Genomic DNA, 16,755 nt, shown 5'->3' with positions numbered 1-16,755 from the left:
GACCCTCACTCCCGTTCGTCCTGCCCTCTTGACTCGCGGTCTAGACCAGTATTATCGTCCTGCCATCGACAAGGGTCACCCGACCGGTCGCAGAGCGAAGGAGGCCCCGGTGGGCACTCGATGGACAAGGACCGCATCGTTGGCCGTGCTGGTTGGTGTCGTGGCCGCGTGCTCGCCGAGCACAGCGGGCACGGACGGAGGGGGCGGGACGGACAGCTCGAAGGATGGGCCCGTGACGCTCAAGGTCTGGGGCTGGCGACAGGAGGACGTCGCGGCATACAAGAAGATCTTCAAGCTCTACGAGGACAAGCATCCCGGCGTGACCGTCGAGTACGTCCCCTACAAGAACACCGAGTACGACACCATCCTCAAGACGGGGCTCACCGGCACGAACGGACCCGACGTCGCACAGCTCCGGTCCTACGGCCTCCTTCAGCCGCTCGCCGGTGCAGGATCGCTCGTGGAGCTGGACTCGACCGTTCCCGCCCTCAAGGGCTACCCGTCCGATGTGCTCGACGGTGCCCGCAGCCAGAGCGACCAGAAGGTCTATGGCGTGCCTTTCGCCATCCAGACCATGCACGTCATCTACAACAAGGACCTCTACGCGAAGCACGGCCTGTCCGTCCCGACCACGTGGGCAGAGATGACCGCGGGCTTCGACAAGCTCAAGAAGGCGGGCGTCGTGCCGCTGGCCGCGACCGTCACCGACACCTGGATGCTGCCGATCCAGCAGGAGATCTTTGGTGCGACGCGCTACGGCGGCACGGAGCAGCGCGACCGCATGATGAGCGGCAAGGGCAAGTTCACCGACGACGCCTGGGTCGCGTCCGTCAACACGTGGCTCAGCACCAAGCCCTACTGGTCCCCGAAGGCCACCGGCGTGGGCTACGACGACGCCAAGGCCCAGTTCGCCTCGGGCAAGGCAGCGGCCTTCCCGGGTGGTGTGTGGGAGGTGGCGGGCTTCAAGACGGCAAACCCGGAGCTCAACATCGGAATCTTCAATGCACCTCCGGCGCCGGACGCGGTCTCGCAGAAGACGCTGGTTCCCGGCTTCGTCGACGGTTCCTTCGGCGTGTCCTCCAAGACCCCCAACAAGGCCGCCGCCCTCGAGCTGGTGACGTGGATGGCCGGAGCCGAGTTCGGGCAGGCGTTCTCCGACGAGCTGCAGCAGATCTCCCCGGTGCCCGGGGTCGAACCCAAGGGTGAAGTGCTGGCGCAGGCGGTCAAGGACTACGCAGCCAACCCGAGTCCCTACCTGACCTATGCCTACTTCTCGGCCGGAACCCCCGGCGCGTGGGACCTCGCGTCGAAGGAGTTCTCCAACGCCGTCCTCGGCAAGTCCACGGCGGCACAGGCCGGCGCCTCGATCCAGCGCGGCGTCGACCAGTGGTTCAAGCCGAAGCCGTGACGGGACGCCGCGGCGGACGCGGCGGACGCGGCGGTCCTGCGCGTGGCCGCCGCGTCTCCCGGCGCTGGGTCCTGGCGTTCTGCCTTCCCGGCGCTGGCCTGTACTCAGCGATGGTGATCTATCCGCTCCTCACCGCGTTGGTCTACGGTTTCTTCACATGGCAGGGGACGACCCGAGGCGCCTTCGTGGGACTGGGCAACTACGTCGAGGTGCTCACGAGGTACCCGATCAGCTCAGAGCTGTCGAGCGCCCTGCTGCACAACGTCCTCTTCTTCGTCGGCACGATGGCCATCCAGAACACCATCGGACTCGGCCTTGCGCTGCTCCTGCATCGCAACCCCAGGGGCAAGCGCTTCTTCCAGACCCTTTTCTCGATGCCGTTCCTCATCAGCCCGCTCATCGTCGGCTACCTCTGGTCGCTCCTGCTCAGCCCCACCTTCGGCCCGTTCAACGCCGGACTCGAGGCGATCGGCCTCGAGAGCTGGGCCCAGCCCTGGCTGGGCGACCCCGACCTGGCCCTTCCGGTGCTCATCCTCGTCAATGCCTGGCAGTGGATCGGTGGCCCCCTGCTCATCTTCGGTGCTGCCTTGGGGGGCATTCCCGAGGAGCTCGAGGAAGCAGCACAGATCGACGGTGCGCGGCCGTGGACGCTCTTCTGGAAGATCCGCTTCCCGCTGCTGATCCCTGCGGTGGGCGTCATCACCGTGCTCACCTTTATCGGGTGCTTCAACGTCTTCGATCTCGTCTATGCCCTTGGCGGGACGAGCGGTGGCCCGGGCGGTTCGATGGATGTCCTCGGCCTGCTCTACTACCGGACGGCGTTCCGGGGCGGGTCCAACGCCATCGGGGAGTCCTCCGCCGTCGCCATGCTCATGTTCGTCGTGATCTTCGGCGTGGCCCTCCTGCTCGAACGAGCCCTTCGCCGCCGAGAGGTGCAGCTGTGACCGCCACTCTCGCTCCACGACGCGCCTCGCCGCGCCAGGCCGCGCCTCGGCCCGACCGCCGCAGGCCGACCGCCCGGATCGTGGGCGTCCAGCTGTTGCTGTGCGCCTACGCCGTGGTCGCCTTCGGACCGATCCTGCTCGTCCTCGTCGGGTCCTTCCGCACCAACAGCGACCTCCTCTCCGAACCCATCGGCCTGCCCGGTGGCGCCGGGCTCGCGAACTACGCGCGGGCCTGGGAGACGGCTTCGCTGTCCACCTACTTCCTCAACTCGGCACTCGTGTCGGTGGCGGCGGTCACGCTCTGCGTCGGGCTCGCGAGCATGCTGGCCTACGGCTTGGCACGCTGGCAGTTCCGCGGCGGCGCCGTCCTTGCCGCCTACGTGATCGCCGGCCTGATGATTCCGGCCAAGCTCGGTCTGCTCCCCGTGTTCTACATGTTCCAGTCCGCCGGTCTCATCGACAGCCGGATCGGCCTCGTGCTGCTGTATGCCGCCGGCGGGATCCCCTTCGCAGTCTTCGTGCTCATGGGCTTCCTGCGTGGGGTGCCCTCCGAGCTCGAGGAGGCTGCCCTCATCGACGGCGCCAACGAGTGGCGCATCTTCCGCTCGGTCGTGCTGCCGCTCATGCGGCCAGCTCTGGCGGCCGTCACGGTGTTCCAGTTCGCGCCCATCTGGAACGACTTCTTCTACCCGCTCGTGCTCATCCGTTCCGACGACAAGTACACGATCCCCGTCGGCCTGACCCGCTTCATCGGCGAGTATGCCGCCGACCGCGGAGCGCTCTTCGCCGGACTCGTCCTTGCCCTTGCGCCTCTGGTCCTCGTCTTCGTCTTCGCGACGAAGCAGATCGTGGCGGGCCTCACCGCCGGCATCGGCAAATGAGCACGCGGCGTTTCATCGGCATCGACAGCGGCAAGTCGGCCACGCGGGTACTCGCCACCGACGACGAAGGACACGTGCTGTGGCAGGGCGAGAGCGGGGGCTTCGCCTACACGTCCGAGTCCGGCGCCGACCTCGACGACCTTGTCGCGGCCGTCCGTGCCGCGGCCGGGAGCCTGGGCGACGATGTCCCCACCCGCCTGTGTGCAGGACTCACCGGGCTCCCGGGCCACGACGCGGATCGAGAGGTGCTCAAGGTGACGCTCGCAGCCATGTTCTCGGCGAGGGTGGTGCTGGTCGACGACGTGGTCACCGCGCACGCCGGCGCCCTGGCGCGCCCCGGGACCGTCCTCTCGGCGGGGACCGGGTCAGTCGCCATCGCGGTCGCGGCGGACGGCAGGTGGGCCCGGCGCGACGGGTGGGGTCCTGCCGTCGGCGACCGCGGCAGCGCCCACGACATCGGCCAGAGTGCTCTGCGAGCAGCAGCCGCCGCGGCCGACCGCACCGGCATGACCACCAGCATGGGCGACGAGATCTTCGCGGCCCTCGGTGGCGCCGACCTCGAAGCCCTCCAGCGCCTCCACCGCCGCCCCGACCGCGTCGCCTTCGTGTCCGGGCTCGCCCGTATCGTCGCGCGGCACGCCGAGCACGGCGACGAGGTCGCGCGGTCGATCTGCGACTCGGCCGGGACCGACCTGGCCGCCACCGCCATAGCGGCAGCCCAAGCCGTCGGAGTCGACTCGGAGGCACCCTCCGTGTCGTATGCCGGGCGGTTGCTCACCGGGGCGGGTCCCGTGAGACGCGCCTTCCACGCGGCGCTGGACGCCGCTGGCCTCGAGCTCACCCCGCCGGCGGGCGACTCACTGTCCGGCGCGGTGACGTTGGCCCGATCGGACGAACCCGGCATCTATGCGGGGCTCATGGCACGGCAAGGGACTGCAGCGTGATGCGGCTCGGACACGGCACCGCCTTCATGCCGGTCACGCAGGGTGAGGCCATGGGTGGCTACGCCGACCGCGAAGGCGGGGTGCGTGGGACCCAGGACCCTCTCGAGGTGCACGCCGTCGTCGTCGACGTGACCGGCGGGGGCGACCTGCACTGGGCACTCGTCGTCGTCGACCTCGTGTGCGTGAACCGTGACGCCGTGCTGGCCGTGCGCGACGCCCTCCTGACCCAGCTCGGCATCTCTGGCGTGTGGCTGGCCGCCACCCACACCCACGCGGGGCCGGAGAGCGGCTGCCACCCCGGCGGTGACGTGACACCGCCGGCCGTGATGAGCCGACTCGTGGAGGCATCCGTCAGCGCCGCCCGCGCGGCGACCGAGGCGCAGGCGCCCGGTCGTCTCGACGCTGTCCGCGTCGAGGTCAAGGGCCTCGCAGGTGATCGCACGATGAGCACGACAGGGCCCCAGGGGATCCCCATCGACATCGTCGTGGCATCGAGCCACGCCGAGCTCTTGGGCCTGCTCGTGGTGACACCCGTCCACCCCACCGTGCTCGGGGCCGAGAACACCCTCGCGAGCGCGGACCTCAGCGGCGGCATCCGTCGAGCCCTGAAGCGTCGGTTTCCGGACGGGCCGACGGGCACACCCTGGGTGGTCACCGCGACCGGCGCAGCCGGAGACATCAGCACCCGGTTCAGCCGTCGGGATCGCGAACCGCGCGAGATCGACCGGCTGGGCGACGTGGTTGCCGATGCCGCCTCCGGGGCGATCAAGGACGCCCTGCTCGCCCACACTGCGGGATCCGCCGTCGCGTCTGCCGACACCCCAGACGCCTCGGTGGCGACCCGGACCGTGACGCTCATGGTCAAGCAGGGAGACGACCCTGACGGCGCCCTCCTGAGCAGTGCACCCGGCCCGGACCTGGCAGTGCGGGACAAGAGGCTCCTTCACGTCCTTCGTCAGGGGCACGAGATCGCCACCCACCGCGCCGCCCGGCACCCAGCGACGATCTCCATCGAGATCGCCGTCGCCCACGTGTCCGGTGTGACCTTCGCGGCCGTGCCCGCAGAGCTCTTCCTCGCCCTCGGCACCGAGATCCGACGCCGGGCGCCGGTTCCGGAGCAGACCGTGGTGCTGGGCTACACGAACGGCTACCTGGGCTATCTGCCCACACGCGATTCCGACGTCGGCTACGAGGTGCTGGTCAGCCCCGTCGCCGCCGGGAGCGGAGAGCAGGTCGTCGATGTGGCTGTCGAGCTCGCCCACCGCACCCACGAAACCAACGATCAGGAGCAGTCCCTTGTCTGAGCTGGAGTACGCGAACGTCGCACGGTCGGTCGTCGATGACGTCATCACGAGCCAGATGGAGGCCGTGCTCGCCGCTGCACAGCTGATGGCCGCCAGTATTCGCGACGGAGGGGTGGTCCAGGCCTACGGGACGGGGCACTCCCGCATCGTCGCGCTCGAGCTGGCGGCACGAGCCGGCGGACTCGCGTCGGTGGGAATGCTCAGCGTCAAGGATCTCGTCATGTTCGGAGGCGTCGACCCCACCTCGATCCTCGACCCGACCTACGAGAGAGAGCCCGGGCTGGCGGCTCGCATCTATGAGCTCGCCCGGCCGCAGCCCACCGACCTGTTCGTCATCGCGTCCAACTCCGGCATCAACGCCGCAATCGTGGAGATGGCATCTCTCGTCAAGGCCAACGGGCACCCTCTGGTCGCGATCACGTCGATGAGCCACACCCGCGGCGTGGCGTCACGCGACGACTCTGGTCGGCGTTTGGCCGACCTCGCCGACGTCGGGATCGACAACCGTGCGCCGCGAGGCGATGCCACGATCCAGCTCGACGGCGGGCAGCGAATCGGGGCGGTGTCATCGCTGACGGGCGTCCTCATCGCCCAGCTGCTGACCGAAGCCACGTGCAGAGCCCTCGAGGAGATCAGCGCGCCGGTGCCGGTCTACCTCTCGGCCAACACGCCCCTCGGCGACGCACACAACGCCAGCCTGTACTCGATGTACGGCGCGCGGATCCGCCCCATCGAGCCGTAAGACGCGACCCCGCAAAGAGCCGCACGACAGCCTGCCTCCCTCGTTCCGAAGCGCACGTCGGGCATCCTTGACCGGTCACGAGTTGGCAACAGACGCAACCTCCAACCCGCCCAGCGCGTCATGATCCGTGAGGCATCTCGAACGCGACAGAGGGGAACGACGTGTCAGGGAGTGTCCGGCGGGGTGTGGCGAGTGTGTCGGTTGCGGCAGCGCTGGCAGTGGGGCTGAGCGCCTGCGGGCCGACGCCTGAGCAACCCCAGGCGGGATCGTCGGTGAGCAGGGCGACGCAGCCCGCGCGCACGGCCAGCACGGACCAGTCCACGCCCACGCCCGTGATCACGCCCTTGGTGACCCCCACGACGCCCGCGACCCCCGCGACTTTGCCCCCGGTCACGCTCACACCGCGACCGAGCTCGGCCCAGCCGGCCCCCTCGACGACGCCGAAGGTGAAGCCGACCCAGAGCGTGCCGGCCAAGACGGAGCCGTCGAAGCCCCCCACGCCCGTCCGGACCGATCTGCGGATCGGCGACCGCGGCCCCAAGGTGCTCGCCCTCCAGCAGCGGCTCAGCGCCCTCGGCTACTGGCTCGGCGAGCCCGACGGGCACTACGGTTCCCTCACCCGTCAGGCGGTGTGGGCCCTACAGAAGAGCGCGGGCCTGTCGCGGGACGGCAACGTCGGACCCGCGACGCAGAAGGCCCTGGCCAACGGCGTCCGGCCGAGCACGAACCTCTCGGGCAACGGGATCGACATCAACCTCAAGCGCCAGATCCTCATGATCGTGCGGGGTGGCGAGGTCAAGTACATCCTCAACACGAGCACCGGGGGCGGCTACGAGTACGAGACCAAGAAAGGCAACACCGCGACCGCGCGAACGCCCAAGGGCACGTTCACGGTCTACTACACCGTCGATGGCTCCGATGAGGGCTTCCTCGGGACCATGTGGCGGCCGCGCTACTTCCACGGCGGGTATGCCGTGCACGGGTCGCCGTCGATCCCGGCCCACCCGGCCTCGCACGGCTGCGCCCGCGTGAGCAACTCCGCGATGAACATGATCTGGGCGCGTGACCTCATGCCGAAGGGCTCGACCGTCCTCGTGCGCTGACCGGACCTTCAGGCGACCGAAAGGTCAGCGGGACAGAACGGCCTCACGCGGCAGGGTCTCGCGGGCACGCGACCACGGAATCGTCGCGAGCAGGCTCAGGAGACCCGTGACCGCGAAGGCCAGAGCGAAGCTCCCGGAGTCGACGAGGGCACCGGCGATGATCGGCCCGATGATCGCGCCGGCATCGGCAGACATCTGGAACGCCGCGAGCGCCGGACCGCCGTTGCGGTCCCGCCCGATGACGTCGGCCATGCTCGCCTGCTGCGACGGGTTGAGCGCACCCGAGCCGATCCCGGCGACGATGGACAGGGCGACGAGGACGGGGAAGGTCGTCGCGAAGCCGGTGGCGATGGTCGCGACCCCAGCCACCGCGAGGCCGCCGATGATGAAGGGTCTGCGGCCGACGGTGTCGCTGAGGCGTCCGGCGACATTCATGCCGATGGCGTTGCCCCCGGCATAGATCGCGAGGACGGCACCGGCCAGCCACGGCTCCTTGCCGATGTTGGCCGCGACGAAGAGCGGGATGATCGCGTTGCGCACCCCGAAGTTGGCCCACCCGTTGGCGAAGCCGGAGACCAGACCCGCGCGGAAGGCGCTGTCCTGCCACCCTTCTCGCGCGGTCATGACCGGGAGCACGGGTGCGTCGGGAGCGGGACGCAGGGCGTGGCCGTTGATGAAGATCGCGACGAGAGCCGCAGCGAGGACGAGCGCGGCGGCATACGCAAGGAAAGGCACTCGCAGACCGAGGCCGCCGAGGGCGCCACCGACGGCAGGACCACCGATGCCGCCGATGAGGAACGCCGAGCCGTAGGCCGAGGACACCCGGCCACGGATCGACGGTGGGGCGAGACGCACCATGAGCGCCGTGGCCGAGACGGTGAACATCACCGAGCCGATGCCCCCGAGACCGCGGAAGACGACGAGCTGCCAGTAGGAGTGCGCAAACGCCGTGGCCGCCGTCGACGCCGCAACGATGAGGAGGCCGGCGAGGTAGATCGGGCGTTCACCCAGGCGGACGATGAGGGCGCCACCCGCAGGAGCGAAGACCAGCCGGAAGAACGCGAAGACGCTGACCACGACCGCGCTCGCGGTGGCGCCGACCCCGAAGCTCTGCGCGAACTGCGGCAGGACGGGCGTGATGAGGCCGAAGCCGAGCGCGATGACGAACGCGGAGGCGACGAGCACCCAGATCTCGCGCGGGATGCGGACACGCTCAACCGGCGCGGGAGTGGGGGTGGTCATGGCAGGGACAAGTATGCCGCGCCCCTCCGACATTCCCCCGCCCCCGTTTCATGTCCCTAACTCACCAATTGGACGGTTGCGGACGTTGAAGTCTCCACGTCCCTAACCGTCCAATTGGGTGAGCTAGGGACGGGCGAGGAGAGCGGCGGCGATGGGGACCAGTGACGCCAGGACGACCACGGTGTCGGCCAGTCGCCAGGGTGCGGTGGCGAACCAGGCGCGCCTCGACGCCGACGCGAAGCCACGCGCGTCCATCGCGACAGCCAGGTCGGCCGCCATCCACAGCGTCCGCACCAACAGTCCGAACGTCACGGTCGCGAGGTCACGCACCATCGCCACGGGCCGACGCGGGTCCATGCCGAGCCCGCGCACCCGCCGGGCCAGCGAGATCTCCGACCACACCGCCCCGAACGTGTGCACCCGCTGCAGGGCCGCGGCGAGGGCGACGACGGGACGGGCCGGCATGCGCAGGCGTTGGGCGAGGTGGTCGCCGAGCCGGTCCGGGTCGACGAACGGCAGGAGCACCGCTGACGGCAGCACGATGATGAGCACGCGCAGAGCCGCGGTGAACGCCGTCGTCGTGTCGTGCCCACCGAGCAGCCACGTCGACCAGCCGACAGAGAGCCCACCGAGCACTCCGGGCAGCAGCCGCAACACCACGCGACGCAGCCGACCCGTCGGACGGGCACCCGCACCGGGGGCGGACAGAGCCATGCAGGCCAGCACCACCTGGACGGCGAGCACCAGGAGCGAGGTGCGCCAGTGCCCGGGGATGATGCCGGCCGGGATCGCCACGAGTGCGCCGAGCATCAGGGCGAGAGGACCTGCCCGTCCGGCGAGCACGCGACGCGGCTCCGGGGGCGGCGGCTCCTTGGGCGGCGTCGCGAGCTCGACGACATGGTCTGAGCGCTTGATGAGCGCCTCGTCGTGCGTGGAGACGAGGACCGCTCCCCCGGCTGCGCGATAGGAGTCGAGGAGGCCGACGACGGCGGCCCACGTGTGCCGGTCCTGGCCCACCGTGGGCTCATCCGCCAGCAACAGCGGCGGTTGGTGAAGAATCGCCGAGGCGATGGCGAGGCGGCGCTGCTCCCCGCCGGAGAGCTCGCGCGGGTCGGCACCCTCGAGGTGGCTGAGGCCGAGAGCCATCAGCAGAGCGTGGGCCTCGACGACGCGTTCGGCCGACTCCTCGCCCAACGCGTGGCTCGCGACGAGCACCTCGTCGAGGACGGTGCGCCCGATGATCGTCGAGCTGGACCACTGCGGCACCCAACCGACGTGGGCGGCGAGATCGCGGGTCGAGAGGTCGGCGACCGGCGACCCTGCGGCATCGATCGAGCCCAGCCTCGGCTTCAACGCCCCGGCGAAGCCCAGCAGCACCGTCGACTTGCCCGAGCCACTCGGCCCGACCAGGGCGGTGGCCGTGCTGGCTACTGGGGTCAGCGCCACATCCAGCCGGGCCGCGGTCTGCGTGCGCGAGGATCCGTCCAGCAGTCGAGTCGTGCGTTCGATCGTCAGCGGGGTCGCCGTGACCTGCTCCGTCCGACGGCTCGACGCCCTGGCCACCAGGGCGCCGGACGCCAGGGGGGTGGGCGGTGGCGCGTCGGGCACCCAGATACCCAGGTCGAGCAGCCGCTGCCGCTCGCGGGCGAGCACCTCGTGCACCAACCCGTCGGCGACGAGGACCCCGTCGGCGTCGAGGACGAGCATCCGGTCGACGAGGTCGACCCACGGTCCGAGGACGTGCTCGACGACGACCGTCGTGATCGGGTATGCCGCGAGCGCACCTTCCACACTTGCCCTCACCTGGGCGGCGTGGCCCGGATCGAGCATGGCCGTGGGTTCGTCGAGCAGGAGCACGCTTGGCGCGAGGGCCAGCGCACCCGCGAGAGCCAACCGCTGCGTCTCGCCCCCGGACAGGGCGCCCGTCGGGGTGTCGAGGGGCAGGCCCAGTCCCACCGCAGCCACAGCGGCACGGATGGCGGGCGGCATGCCGGCACGCGGCATACCCACGTTCTCGAGACCGAACGCGACGTCGCGCCCGATCGAGGAGGCGACCACCCCGGCACCCGGCTCCTGGAGGACGAGCCCGACCTCACCGGCGCGCGACCCCGGGCTATGACCGTCGATGGCCACCGAGCCCGACAGCTCACCGGCGTCAGCGGTCTCGAGGAGACCGGCGATCGCCCGCAGCAACGTCGACTTGCCCGAGCCACTCGGACCCACGAGCAGCACGCGTTGGCCCGGGGTGATGGACAGCGAGATCTCGCGCAGGACGGGTTCGCGCCGACCGTACGGCCGCCACGTCACCCCCTCGAGGGTGACGTGGCCGCCCACCACACGGTCAGCGCCGTCGACGGTGCCGGCCCCTCCACCGGCGCCGGCGTCGTGCGCGATCACGTCAGACAGCGCGGTTCTCGCGGTGCTCCTGGCCGGGAGGGAACGCGTTGAGCGCGCCAGCCGCTGCCAGGGCCCGGGTGAGCAACCACCCACCACCACCGGCGACGACCGCGCCCGAGACGGCAAGGACACCGGCGTAGGCGAGCTTCCACGCGAAGGACCAGTCCTGGATCCACGTGAACGACTCGTAGAACGCGGCGAACGGACCCGCCATGGCACCCGCGAGCATGGCCGCCGCGATGCCGAAGAGCCGGTAGCCGAGGAGCGCGAAGACGAGCTCCGTGCCCAGGCCCTGGACGATGCCCGACACGAGCGTCGTCGCGCCCCATTCCGTGCCGGGGATCATCGAGACGAGCGCCGCCACGACCTCGCAGAGGAGAGCCGCACCGGGGCGACGCACGACGAGACCGCCGACGACTCCGGCGAGGAACCACGGCCCGGCGAAGAGCCCACCGAGCGGGGCGAACCCGAACGTGATGGCGCTCAGCGGCCCGTTGTAGAACACGCCCCAACCCCAGAACGCGATACCGAGGGCCGCGCCGAGGAAGGTGATCGTGAGGATGTCGACGGTCCGCCACCCCATGAGGGGGCGGGTCGCGAGGATGCTTCGGGCGCGCAGGAGTCCGCCGCCCGGGTTCGTGCCTGTCGTGTTGTTGGTGTTGCTGGAGTCGGCGGTGGCCGGCTCCGTGGTGTGTGTTGCCATGAAATTTTCTCCCGTGGTCTCCGGCGCAGGGCCGTTGGATACCTCGGGGAGGTGACCAGTCGGCACACACGCCGTGTGCCGCTCAGTCACCTGAGACTCGACTCCCTACGCCGGTGCGAACCGGATCAGGTGTGAGGGTCTGCGGTTGCCCGCACTCTCAGCGCGTGGTGCGCTCCCCTGTCGTTTGACGATGGTCACCCTACTCCCCGGCTGTGGCAGGGTGGAACGAGAGAGGAGCCCGTCTTTTGCGCGGGCACCGCAACCGTCAAGGAGTGACCGTGGGCAGCACCGTGTGGAAGATCATCGGAACCGGCTCGGCGATCCTGGCTGGTCTCGCCGCGACCAAGGTGGCCGACCAGATCTGGCAGAAGGCCGGTCAGGACAAGGCCATCGACCCCAAGGACCCCGACTCGCCCTTCGCGGCCGCGTTGGCGTATGCCGCCCTCACCGGTCTCGCGGCCGGTGTCGCTCGCACGCTGGCGACCCGCAAGGCAGCGCAGTTCTACGCGAAGTCCGCCGGTCACAAGCCGGCGGAGATCACTGACCGCGACCTCTGAGTTGTTCCTGGGTCGCGTTGGCCGTGGGTTGGCGCCCCAGGGGCCTGTAGGGGTGTTCGTGTGGGTCGATAACCCATAGGTGTGTAGCCCAACACCTATGGGTTATCGACCCTCACGACGTACACACCCTCGGCCGACGTCGGCATCGGGCTTGCCTGTGGACAACTCGACGCCAGTCCACGCGGACCCCGCCATCGTGGTGCCATGAAGCGTGACACCACGGTCTCCACGACGGCGCGAGAGATTCTCCGCCGCGCCCGCAGGCAGCAGGGACTCACTCAGGCGGAGCTGGCCGAGCGCGCGGGCGTGAGCCAGACCGTCGTCGCCCGATACGAGGCACGTCAGCAGCAGCCGACAGTCGCTGCCCTGGAGCGGCTCGTCGCGGCCTGCGGCTGCGATCTCGAGTGGATTGTCCGGCACGCGAGCGACCCGGCCGATGCGGGCGGTGCCGTGGGGAAGGCATCCCATGCGCGCTTCCCAGGACCGATCGGGCGCAGGCTCACCGCACGGTTGGAGGAGGTTCTCACCCTGCTCACCTCGGCGGGCGGCGCCGATCCGCGCCTCTATGGTGGCGTCGCAGACGGGACAGAGGCCATCGACTGTCGAGTCCTCATCGGGGTCACCGTGCCGCCCGGGGCGGACAGGCTGCCGCTGATGGCGGCCTCGGGGCACATTGGACTACTCCTCGGGGCCCCCGTCCGCGTCCTGTCGCACGCGGACGTGGCGGCCTACGGCTACGACGACGAAGGCACACCCCTCGTCTCGGACACGGCGCGGGCGATGGGGACACCGGCGCGATAGGCGAGGTGCAGGTGGCTCGGCGCGTCGAGCACGGCGAGGTCGGCGGGTCCGCCCACGGCGACCCGACCGATGTCGTTGCGGCGCAGCGCCTTGGCCGACCCGGCGGTGGCCGCCCACACGGCCTCGCCCGGCGTCATCCCCATCTCGCGCACGGCCAGCGCGATGACGAACGGCATCGAGCTCGAGTAGCACGTGCCCGGGTTGCAGTCGGTCGCCAGCGCGATGGAGACGCCGGCGTCAAGCAGCTTGCGGGCATCCGGATAGGGCGAGCGCGTCGAGAACTCCACTCCGGGGAGCAGGGTCGCGACGGTGGTCGCGGCCGAACCCACCAGGGCGTCGATGTCGGCGTCGGAGAGGTAGGTGCAGTGGTCGACGCTCGCGGCGCCGAGCTCGACCGCGAGCTGCACACCCGGACCGTGGCCGAGCTGGTTGCCGTGGACCCGCAGACCGAGACCGGCCTCGCGGGCGGCCGCCAGGACGGCCCGGGACTCGTCCTCGGTGAAGGCGTGGGGTGAGTTCGGCTCGCAGAAGACGTCGGCCCACTTCGCGTAGGGCGCGCAGGCTTCCAGCATCGGTCCCGTGACGAGATCCAGGTATGCCGCCCGCTCCCCACGCGCCTCCGGTGGCACGACGTGCGCGCCGAGAAACGTTGTCTCCGTGGTGAACTCGCTCGCGATGCTGAGGGATCGGGCTTCGTCCTCGACGGTGAGGCCGTAGCCACTCTTGATCTCGACCGTCGTCGTGCCCTGGTCGCGCATCTCTCGGACTCGTTGGCCCACGAGCTCACGGAGGCGATCGTCGGAAGCGGCACGGGTCGCAGCGACCGAGACGCCGATGCCTCCTCCGTCGTAGCGCTCCCCCGTCATGCGCGCCGCGAACTCCGCCGACCGGTCACCGTCGAAGACCAGGTGGCTATGGCTGTCGACGAACCCGGGGGAGACTGCTCGGCCCTCGAGGTCGACCCTACGGTCGGCGTCGGGGGCAGCTGCGGAGTCGCCGATCCAGGCGATGCGGCCGTCCTCGACCACGACGGCTGCTCCGGTTCGCAGCCCGAGTCCGGCGTCGCCGCTGCCATCGCACGTGACGAGCTCCCCGATCCCCGTGATCACCACGGTGCCTCCGGGGTCGGGCAGGCTCACGGGGCGCTCCGCACGGCGACGATCGCCTCGGCGACGACGTCATCGACGGGTCCGAGCGGGTGGACCCCGTTGGACACGATCCGTCGACCGCCGACGACGACGTCGGTGACGTCCGCTCCGGTGGCGCCGAAGATGATCTGGGCTGGGGCGACGCCACCGGTGCGGCGACTGTCGGTGCGCACTGCCACGACGTCAGCGAGGGCGCCGACGGCGATGCGGCCACCGTCCCAGCCGAGGCTGCGGTAGCCCGCCGAGGTCCCCATCTCGAGCAGCTGCGCCATGCCGAACCGTCCACGCTCATGGCTCTTGAGCCGCTCGTGCATCTCGATGCCGCGCATCTCCTCGAAGGGGTCGATGACCGCGTGCTGGTCGGAGCCGAGACTGATCGGCACATCCCGCTCCGCCAGCTCACACCCCGGACCGATGCCATCGGCGAGGTCGCGCTCGGTGGTCGGGCAGAAGCAGGCACCAGCGCCCGATCGCCCCATGAGGTCGAGGTCGACCTCGGACATGTGGGTGGCGTGGACGGCGGTGAAGCCCTCCCGCAGCAGCCCGGTGTCGGTGAGGTGCTCGACCGGGCTGGCGCCATAGACGAGCTGGGTCGTGAGGTTCTCACCCATCTGCTCGCTCACGTGGGCGTGCACGGGCCGGTTGCCGACGACCGTGGCGAACTCCGCGAGCTGGTCCCCGGTCAGGGCGCGCACCGAGTGGGCAGCCGCCCCGATCCGCACCATTGGGGTGTCCTGCAACGCCTCCACGCGCTCGGCCCAGGCCTGCACGGACCCGTCGGAGAAGCGGGTCTGCACCTCGTCGAGTGGCAGGTGGCCGCCCGAGTCGAGCCCACCGGACAGGTAGCAGGTGTCGAGGAGCGTGAGCCGGATCCCGGCCTCCTCGGCCGCGGCGATGAGGGCCGAGCCCATCGCGTTGGGGTCGTCATAGGGCTTCCCGCCGGGCCCGTGGTGCAGGTAGTGGAACTCTCCGACCACGGTGTAGCCCGACGCCACCATCTCGGTGAACACCCCTCTCGCGAGGGCAAAATACGTGTCGGGATCGAGACGGGCGGTGACGGCATACATCTGTTCGCGCCAGGTCCAGAAGTTGCCGCCGTCGCCGTGGGTGCGACCACGCAACATCCGGTGGAACGCGTGGCTGTGGGCATTGGCGAAGCCGGGAAGGACGACACCGCGCAGTCTCACATCGGAGTCGCGCGGCTTGGTGTCCGTGGCGATCTCGGAGAACCGTCCGTCCACGACCGTGAGCCGCACCCCGCGGTGGACCTTGTCGGGAAGCTGCGCGTGTTCACACCAGTAGGTCGTCACGCGGGCGACCCTGCCAGATCGGTGAGGACCGTGGTGAGCGCCTCGACACCCGCGAGGCAGTCCTGCGAGGTCGCGAACTCCTCGGGTGAGTGCGAGATGCCGGTGGGGTTGCGGACGAAGAGCATCGCGGTGGGAACGCCGGCGTTGGCGAGGATCCCGGCGTCGTGTCCCGCTCCGGTCCCGATGACGGGTATGCCGCCCAGCCGGGTCGAGAGGCGTCTCACCAGTGCCGGGTCGAAGGGGGTCGTGCCGGTCCAGGAGTCCTCGATGACGAGGCCGTCGAAGTCGGCGACGACCTCGCGGACGTCATCGACGACCTGTCGCACGGCAGCCTCGTCGGACCCACGGGCATCGAGCCACCCGGTGACCTCGCTCGCGATGGCATTGACGCCGCCGGGGGTGACAGCGACCTTGCCGATGGTGGCGACGCAGCCGTGGGTCTCGGCGGCGCGGCGGGCGGCAATGACCGCCGCGGCAAAGCCGAGCATCGCGTCCTCGCGGTCCTCGAGGCGGGTCGTGCCGGCGTGGTTGGCCTCACCGAGGGTCCGGATCCGCCAGCGACCGTGCGGCCAGATGTCGCTGCCCACGGCGACCGGGGTGTCGACCTCGAGGCCGGACATGAGCCGGCCCTGCTCGACGTGGAGCTCGACGAACGTGCCCACCCGGCGGACGGTCTCGGAGTCGGGTCCGAGCGACTCGGGGTCACGGCCGGCAGAACGCAGCGCCTCGGCCATCGACACCCCGTCGCCGTCGGTGAGCGAACGGGCCCGATCAGCAGTCATCGCGCCGGTGAGGACTCGCGACCCGGCACAGGCCACCCCGAAGCGGGCCCCCTCCTCGTCGATGAAGTTCACGACACCGATGGGCCGGTCGGGTTCGAACCCCCTGTCGCGCAGGGCATCCAGCGCAGCAAAGGCCGAGACGACCCCCAGCGGTCCGTCGAAGGCGCCACCGTCAGGCACGGAGTCGAGGTGCGAGCCGGTGACGATGCCCGGCCGCCCCGCGGCGAGGGCGGCGTCTGGGTCTCCCCACCACGCCCACTGGTTGCCCACCCGGTCCACGGTGACGTCGAGCCCACGCGCCTGCGCCTGGGCGACGAACCACTCCCGCAGCGTGTGGTCCTCACGGGTCCAGGCGAAGCGGTGGTAGCCGTTGCTCGCGCCATCGCGCCCGATGGGCGTGAGGTCGCGCCACATGGTGCCGAAGGCCAGCGCCGGATCATGGACGGCCGGGACGTGGGCACTCGCTTCACTGGGACTCACCCCGCCATT

The 16,755-nt window shown here is 70.3% G+C and carries 16 protein-coding genes and 1 riboswitch; of the genes, 9 read left to right on the top strand and 7 right to left on the bottom strand.

The window, feature by feature from the left end; translation table 11 throughout:
- The first annotated feature begins 232 nt into the window (after positions 1–232).
- From ACFQRE_RS04220 to ACFQRE_RS04195, 6 genes are read left to right on the top strand one after another with little or no spacing between them, the layout of a single operon-like run.
- Entirely contained in the window at positions 233–1,408 is a 1,176-nt protein-coding gene (locus tag ACFQRE_RS04220) for an ABC transporter substrate-binding protein (RefSeq protein ID WP_380119267.1), read from the top strand.
- On the top strand, positions 1,405–2,352 hold the full coding sequence (locus tag ACFQRE_RS04215) for a carbohydrate ABC transporter permease (RefSeq protein ID WP_380119264.1): 948 nt from the start codon (positions 1,405–1,407) through the stop codon (positions 2,350–2,352). The genes ACFQRE_RS04220 and ACFQRE_RS04215 overlap by 4 nt, the downstream gene beginning before the upstream one ends.
- A complete protein-coding gene (locus ACFQRE_RS04210; RefSeq protein WP_380119262.1) occupies positions 2,349–3,233 on the top strand; it encodes a carbohydrate ABC transporter permease in 885 nt (294 codons plus the stop codon). Before ACFQRE_RS04215 ends, ACFQRE_RS04210 begins: the two co-directional genes overlap by 4 nt.
- The gene (locus tag ACFQRE_RS04205; RefSeq protein WP_380119260.1) at positions 3,230–4,177 is read left to right on the top strand and encodes an N-acetylglucosamine kinase; all 948 of its coding nucleotides are present in this window, start codon (positions 3,230–3,232) and stop codon (positions 4,175–4,177) included. The genes ACFQRE_RS04210 and ACFQRE_RS04205 overlap by 4 nt, the downstream gene beginning before the upstream one ends.
- Positions 4,174–5,481: a hypothetical protein gene (locus ACFQRE_RS04200; protein ID WP_380119257.1), complete on the top strand. Its 1,308-nt coding sequence runs from the start codon at positions 4,174–4,176 to the stop codon at positions 5,479–5,481. Before ACFQRE_RS04205 ends, ACFQRE_RS04200 begins: the two co-directional genes overlap by 4 nt.
- Positions 5,474–6,223: a sugar isomerase domain-containing protein gene (locus ACFQRE_RS04195; protein WP_380119254.1), complete on the top strand. Its 750-nt coding sequence runs from the start codon at positions 5,474–5,476 to the stop codon at positions 6,221–6,223. The genes ACFQRE_RS04200 and ACFQRE_RS04195 overlap by 8 nt, the downstream gene beginning before the upstream one ends.
- A 118-nt stretch (positions 6,224–6,341) precedes the next feature.
- Here the strand turns inward: ACFQRE_RS04195 and ACFQRE_RS04190 are convergent, their stop codons facing one another.
- Positions 6,342–6,698, bottom strand: coding sequence for a hypothetical protein (locus ACFQRE_RS04190; RefSeq protein WP_380119252.1), 357 nt, complete (start codon positions 6,696–6,698; stop codon positions 6,342–6,344).
- On the opposite strand from ACFQRE_RS04190, the gene ACFQRE_RS04185 reads away from it, so the two are divergent.
- The gene (locus ACFQRE_RS04185) at positions 6,670–7,326 is read left to right on the top strand and encodes a L,D-transpeptidase family protein (protein WP_380119249.1); all 657 of its coding nucleotides are present in this window, start codon (positions 6,670–6,672) and stop codon (positions 7,324–7,326) included. The genes ACFQRE_RS04190 and ACFQRE_RS04185 overlap by 29 nt on opposite strands.
- Positions 7,327–7,350: 24 nt before the next feature.
- Here ACFQRE_RS04185 and ACFQRE_RS04180 read toward each other — a convergent pair whose 3' ends face one another.
- From ACFQRE_RS04180 to ACFQRE_RS04170, 3 genes are all read right to left on the bottom strand, one after another.
- Positions 7,351–8,568 (bottom strand): MFS transporter, encoded by a 1,218-nt coding sequence (locus ACFQRE_RS04180; protein WP_380119246.1) that lies wholly within the window; start codon positions 8,566–8,568, stop codon positions 7,351–7,353.
- A 123-nt stretch (positions 8,569–8,691) separates the two neighbouring features.
- On the bottom strand, positions 8,692–10,965 hold the full coding sequence (locus tag ACFQRE_RS04175; protein ID WP_380119244.1) for an ATP-binding cassette domain-containing protein: 2,274 nt from the start codon (positions 10,963–10,965) through the stop codon (positions 8,692–8,694).
- A gap of 1 nt (position 10,966) precedes the next feature.
- Positions 10,967–11,668, bottom strand: coding sequence for an ECF transporter S component (locus ACFQRE_RS04170; protein WP_380119241.1), 702 nt, complete (start codon positions 11,666–11,668; stop codon positions 10,967–10,969).
- Between the two features lie 85 nt (positions 11,669–11,753).
- Positions 11,754–11,857, bottom strand: a riboswitch (TPP riboswitch).
- 89 nt (positions 11,858–11,946) lie between these two features.
- Here ACFQRE_RS04170 and ACFQRE_RS04165 point away from each other — a divergent pair.
- Both ACFQRE_RS04165 and ACFQRE_RS04160 read left to right on the top strand, forming a co-directional pair.
- Entirely contained in the window at positions 11,947–12,225 is a 279-nt protein-coding gene (locus ACFQRE_RS04165; protein WP_380119239.1) for a DUF4235 domain-containing protein, read from the top strand.
- Between the two features lie 204 nt (positions 12,226–12,429).
- Positions 12,430–13,026, top strand: coding sequence for a helix-turn-helix domain-containing protein (locus ACFQRE_RS04160; protein ID WP_380119237.1), 597 nt, complete (start codon positions 12,430–12,432; stop codon positions 13,024–13,026).
- On the opposite strand, the gene hutI is transcribed toward ACFQRE_RS04160, so the two are convergent.
- From hutI to ACFQRE_RS04145, 3 genes are read right to left on the bottom strand one after another with little or no spacing between them, the layout of a single operon-like run.
- Positions 12,960–14,165, bottom strand: coding sequence for an imidazolonepropionase (gene hutI, locus ACFQRE_RS04155; protein WP_380119235.1), 1,206 nt, complete (start codon positions 14,163–14,165; stop codon positions 12,960–12,962). The genes ACFQRE_RS04160 and hutI overlap by 67 nt on opposite strands.
- Positions 14,162–15,484, bottom strand: coding sequence for a formimidoylglutamate deiminase (locus tag ACFQRE_RS04150; protein ID WP_380119233.1), 1,323 nt, complete (start codon positions 15,482–15,484; stop codon positions 14,162–14,164). The genes hutI and ACFQRE_RS04150 overlap by 4 nt, the downstream gene beginning before the upstream one ends.
- Positions 15,481–16,680 carry an allantoate amidohydrolase gene (locus ACFQRE_RS04145; protein ID WP_380120419.1) on the bottom strand — a complete coding sequence of 400 codons (1,200 nt, stop codon included), beginning with the start codon at positions 16,678–16,680 and terminating at the stop codon, positions 15,481–15,483. Before ACFQRE_RS04145 ends, ACFQRE_RS04150 begins: the two co-directional genes overlap by 4 nt.
- Between the last annotated feature and the right edge of the window lie 75 nt (positions 16,681–16,755).

The organism is Knoellia pratensis (assembly GCF_042666395.1).
Classification (GTDB): domain Bacteria; phylum Actinomycetota; class Actinomycetes; order Actinomycetales; family Dermatophilaceae; genus Knoellia; species Knoellia pratensis.
This window is presented reverse-complemented; position numbering and strand designations above follow the sequence as displayed.

Coding starts and splice junctions, on each gene's coding strand:
- ACFQRE_RS04205 (WP_380119260.1), top strand. CDS start 3,230: ATGAGCACGCGGCGTTTCATCGGCATCGACAGCGGCAAGTCGGCCACG.
- ACFQRE_RS04170 (WP_380119241.1), bottom strand. CDS start 11,668: ATGGCAACACACACCACGGAGCCGGCCACCGCCGACTCCAGCAACACC.
- ACFQRE_RS04180 (WP_380119246.1), bottom strand. CDS start 8,568: ATGACCACCCCCACTCCCGCGCCGGTTGAGCGTGTCCGCATCCCGCGC.
- ACFQRE_RS04160 (WP_380119237.1), top strand. CDS start 12,430: ATGAAGCGTGACACCACGGTCTCCACGACGGCGCGAGAGATTCTCCGC.
- ACFQRE_RS04145 (WP_380120419.1), bottom strand. CDS start 16,680: ATGTGGCGCGACCTCACGCCCATCGGGCGCGATGGCGCGAGCAACGGC.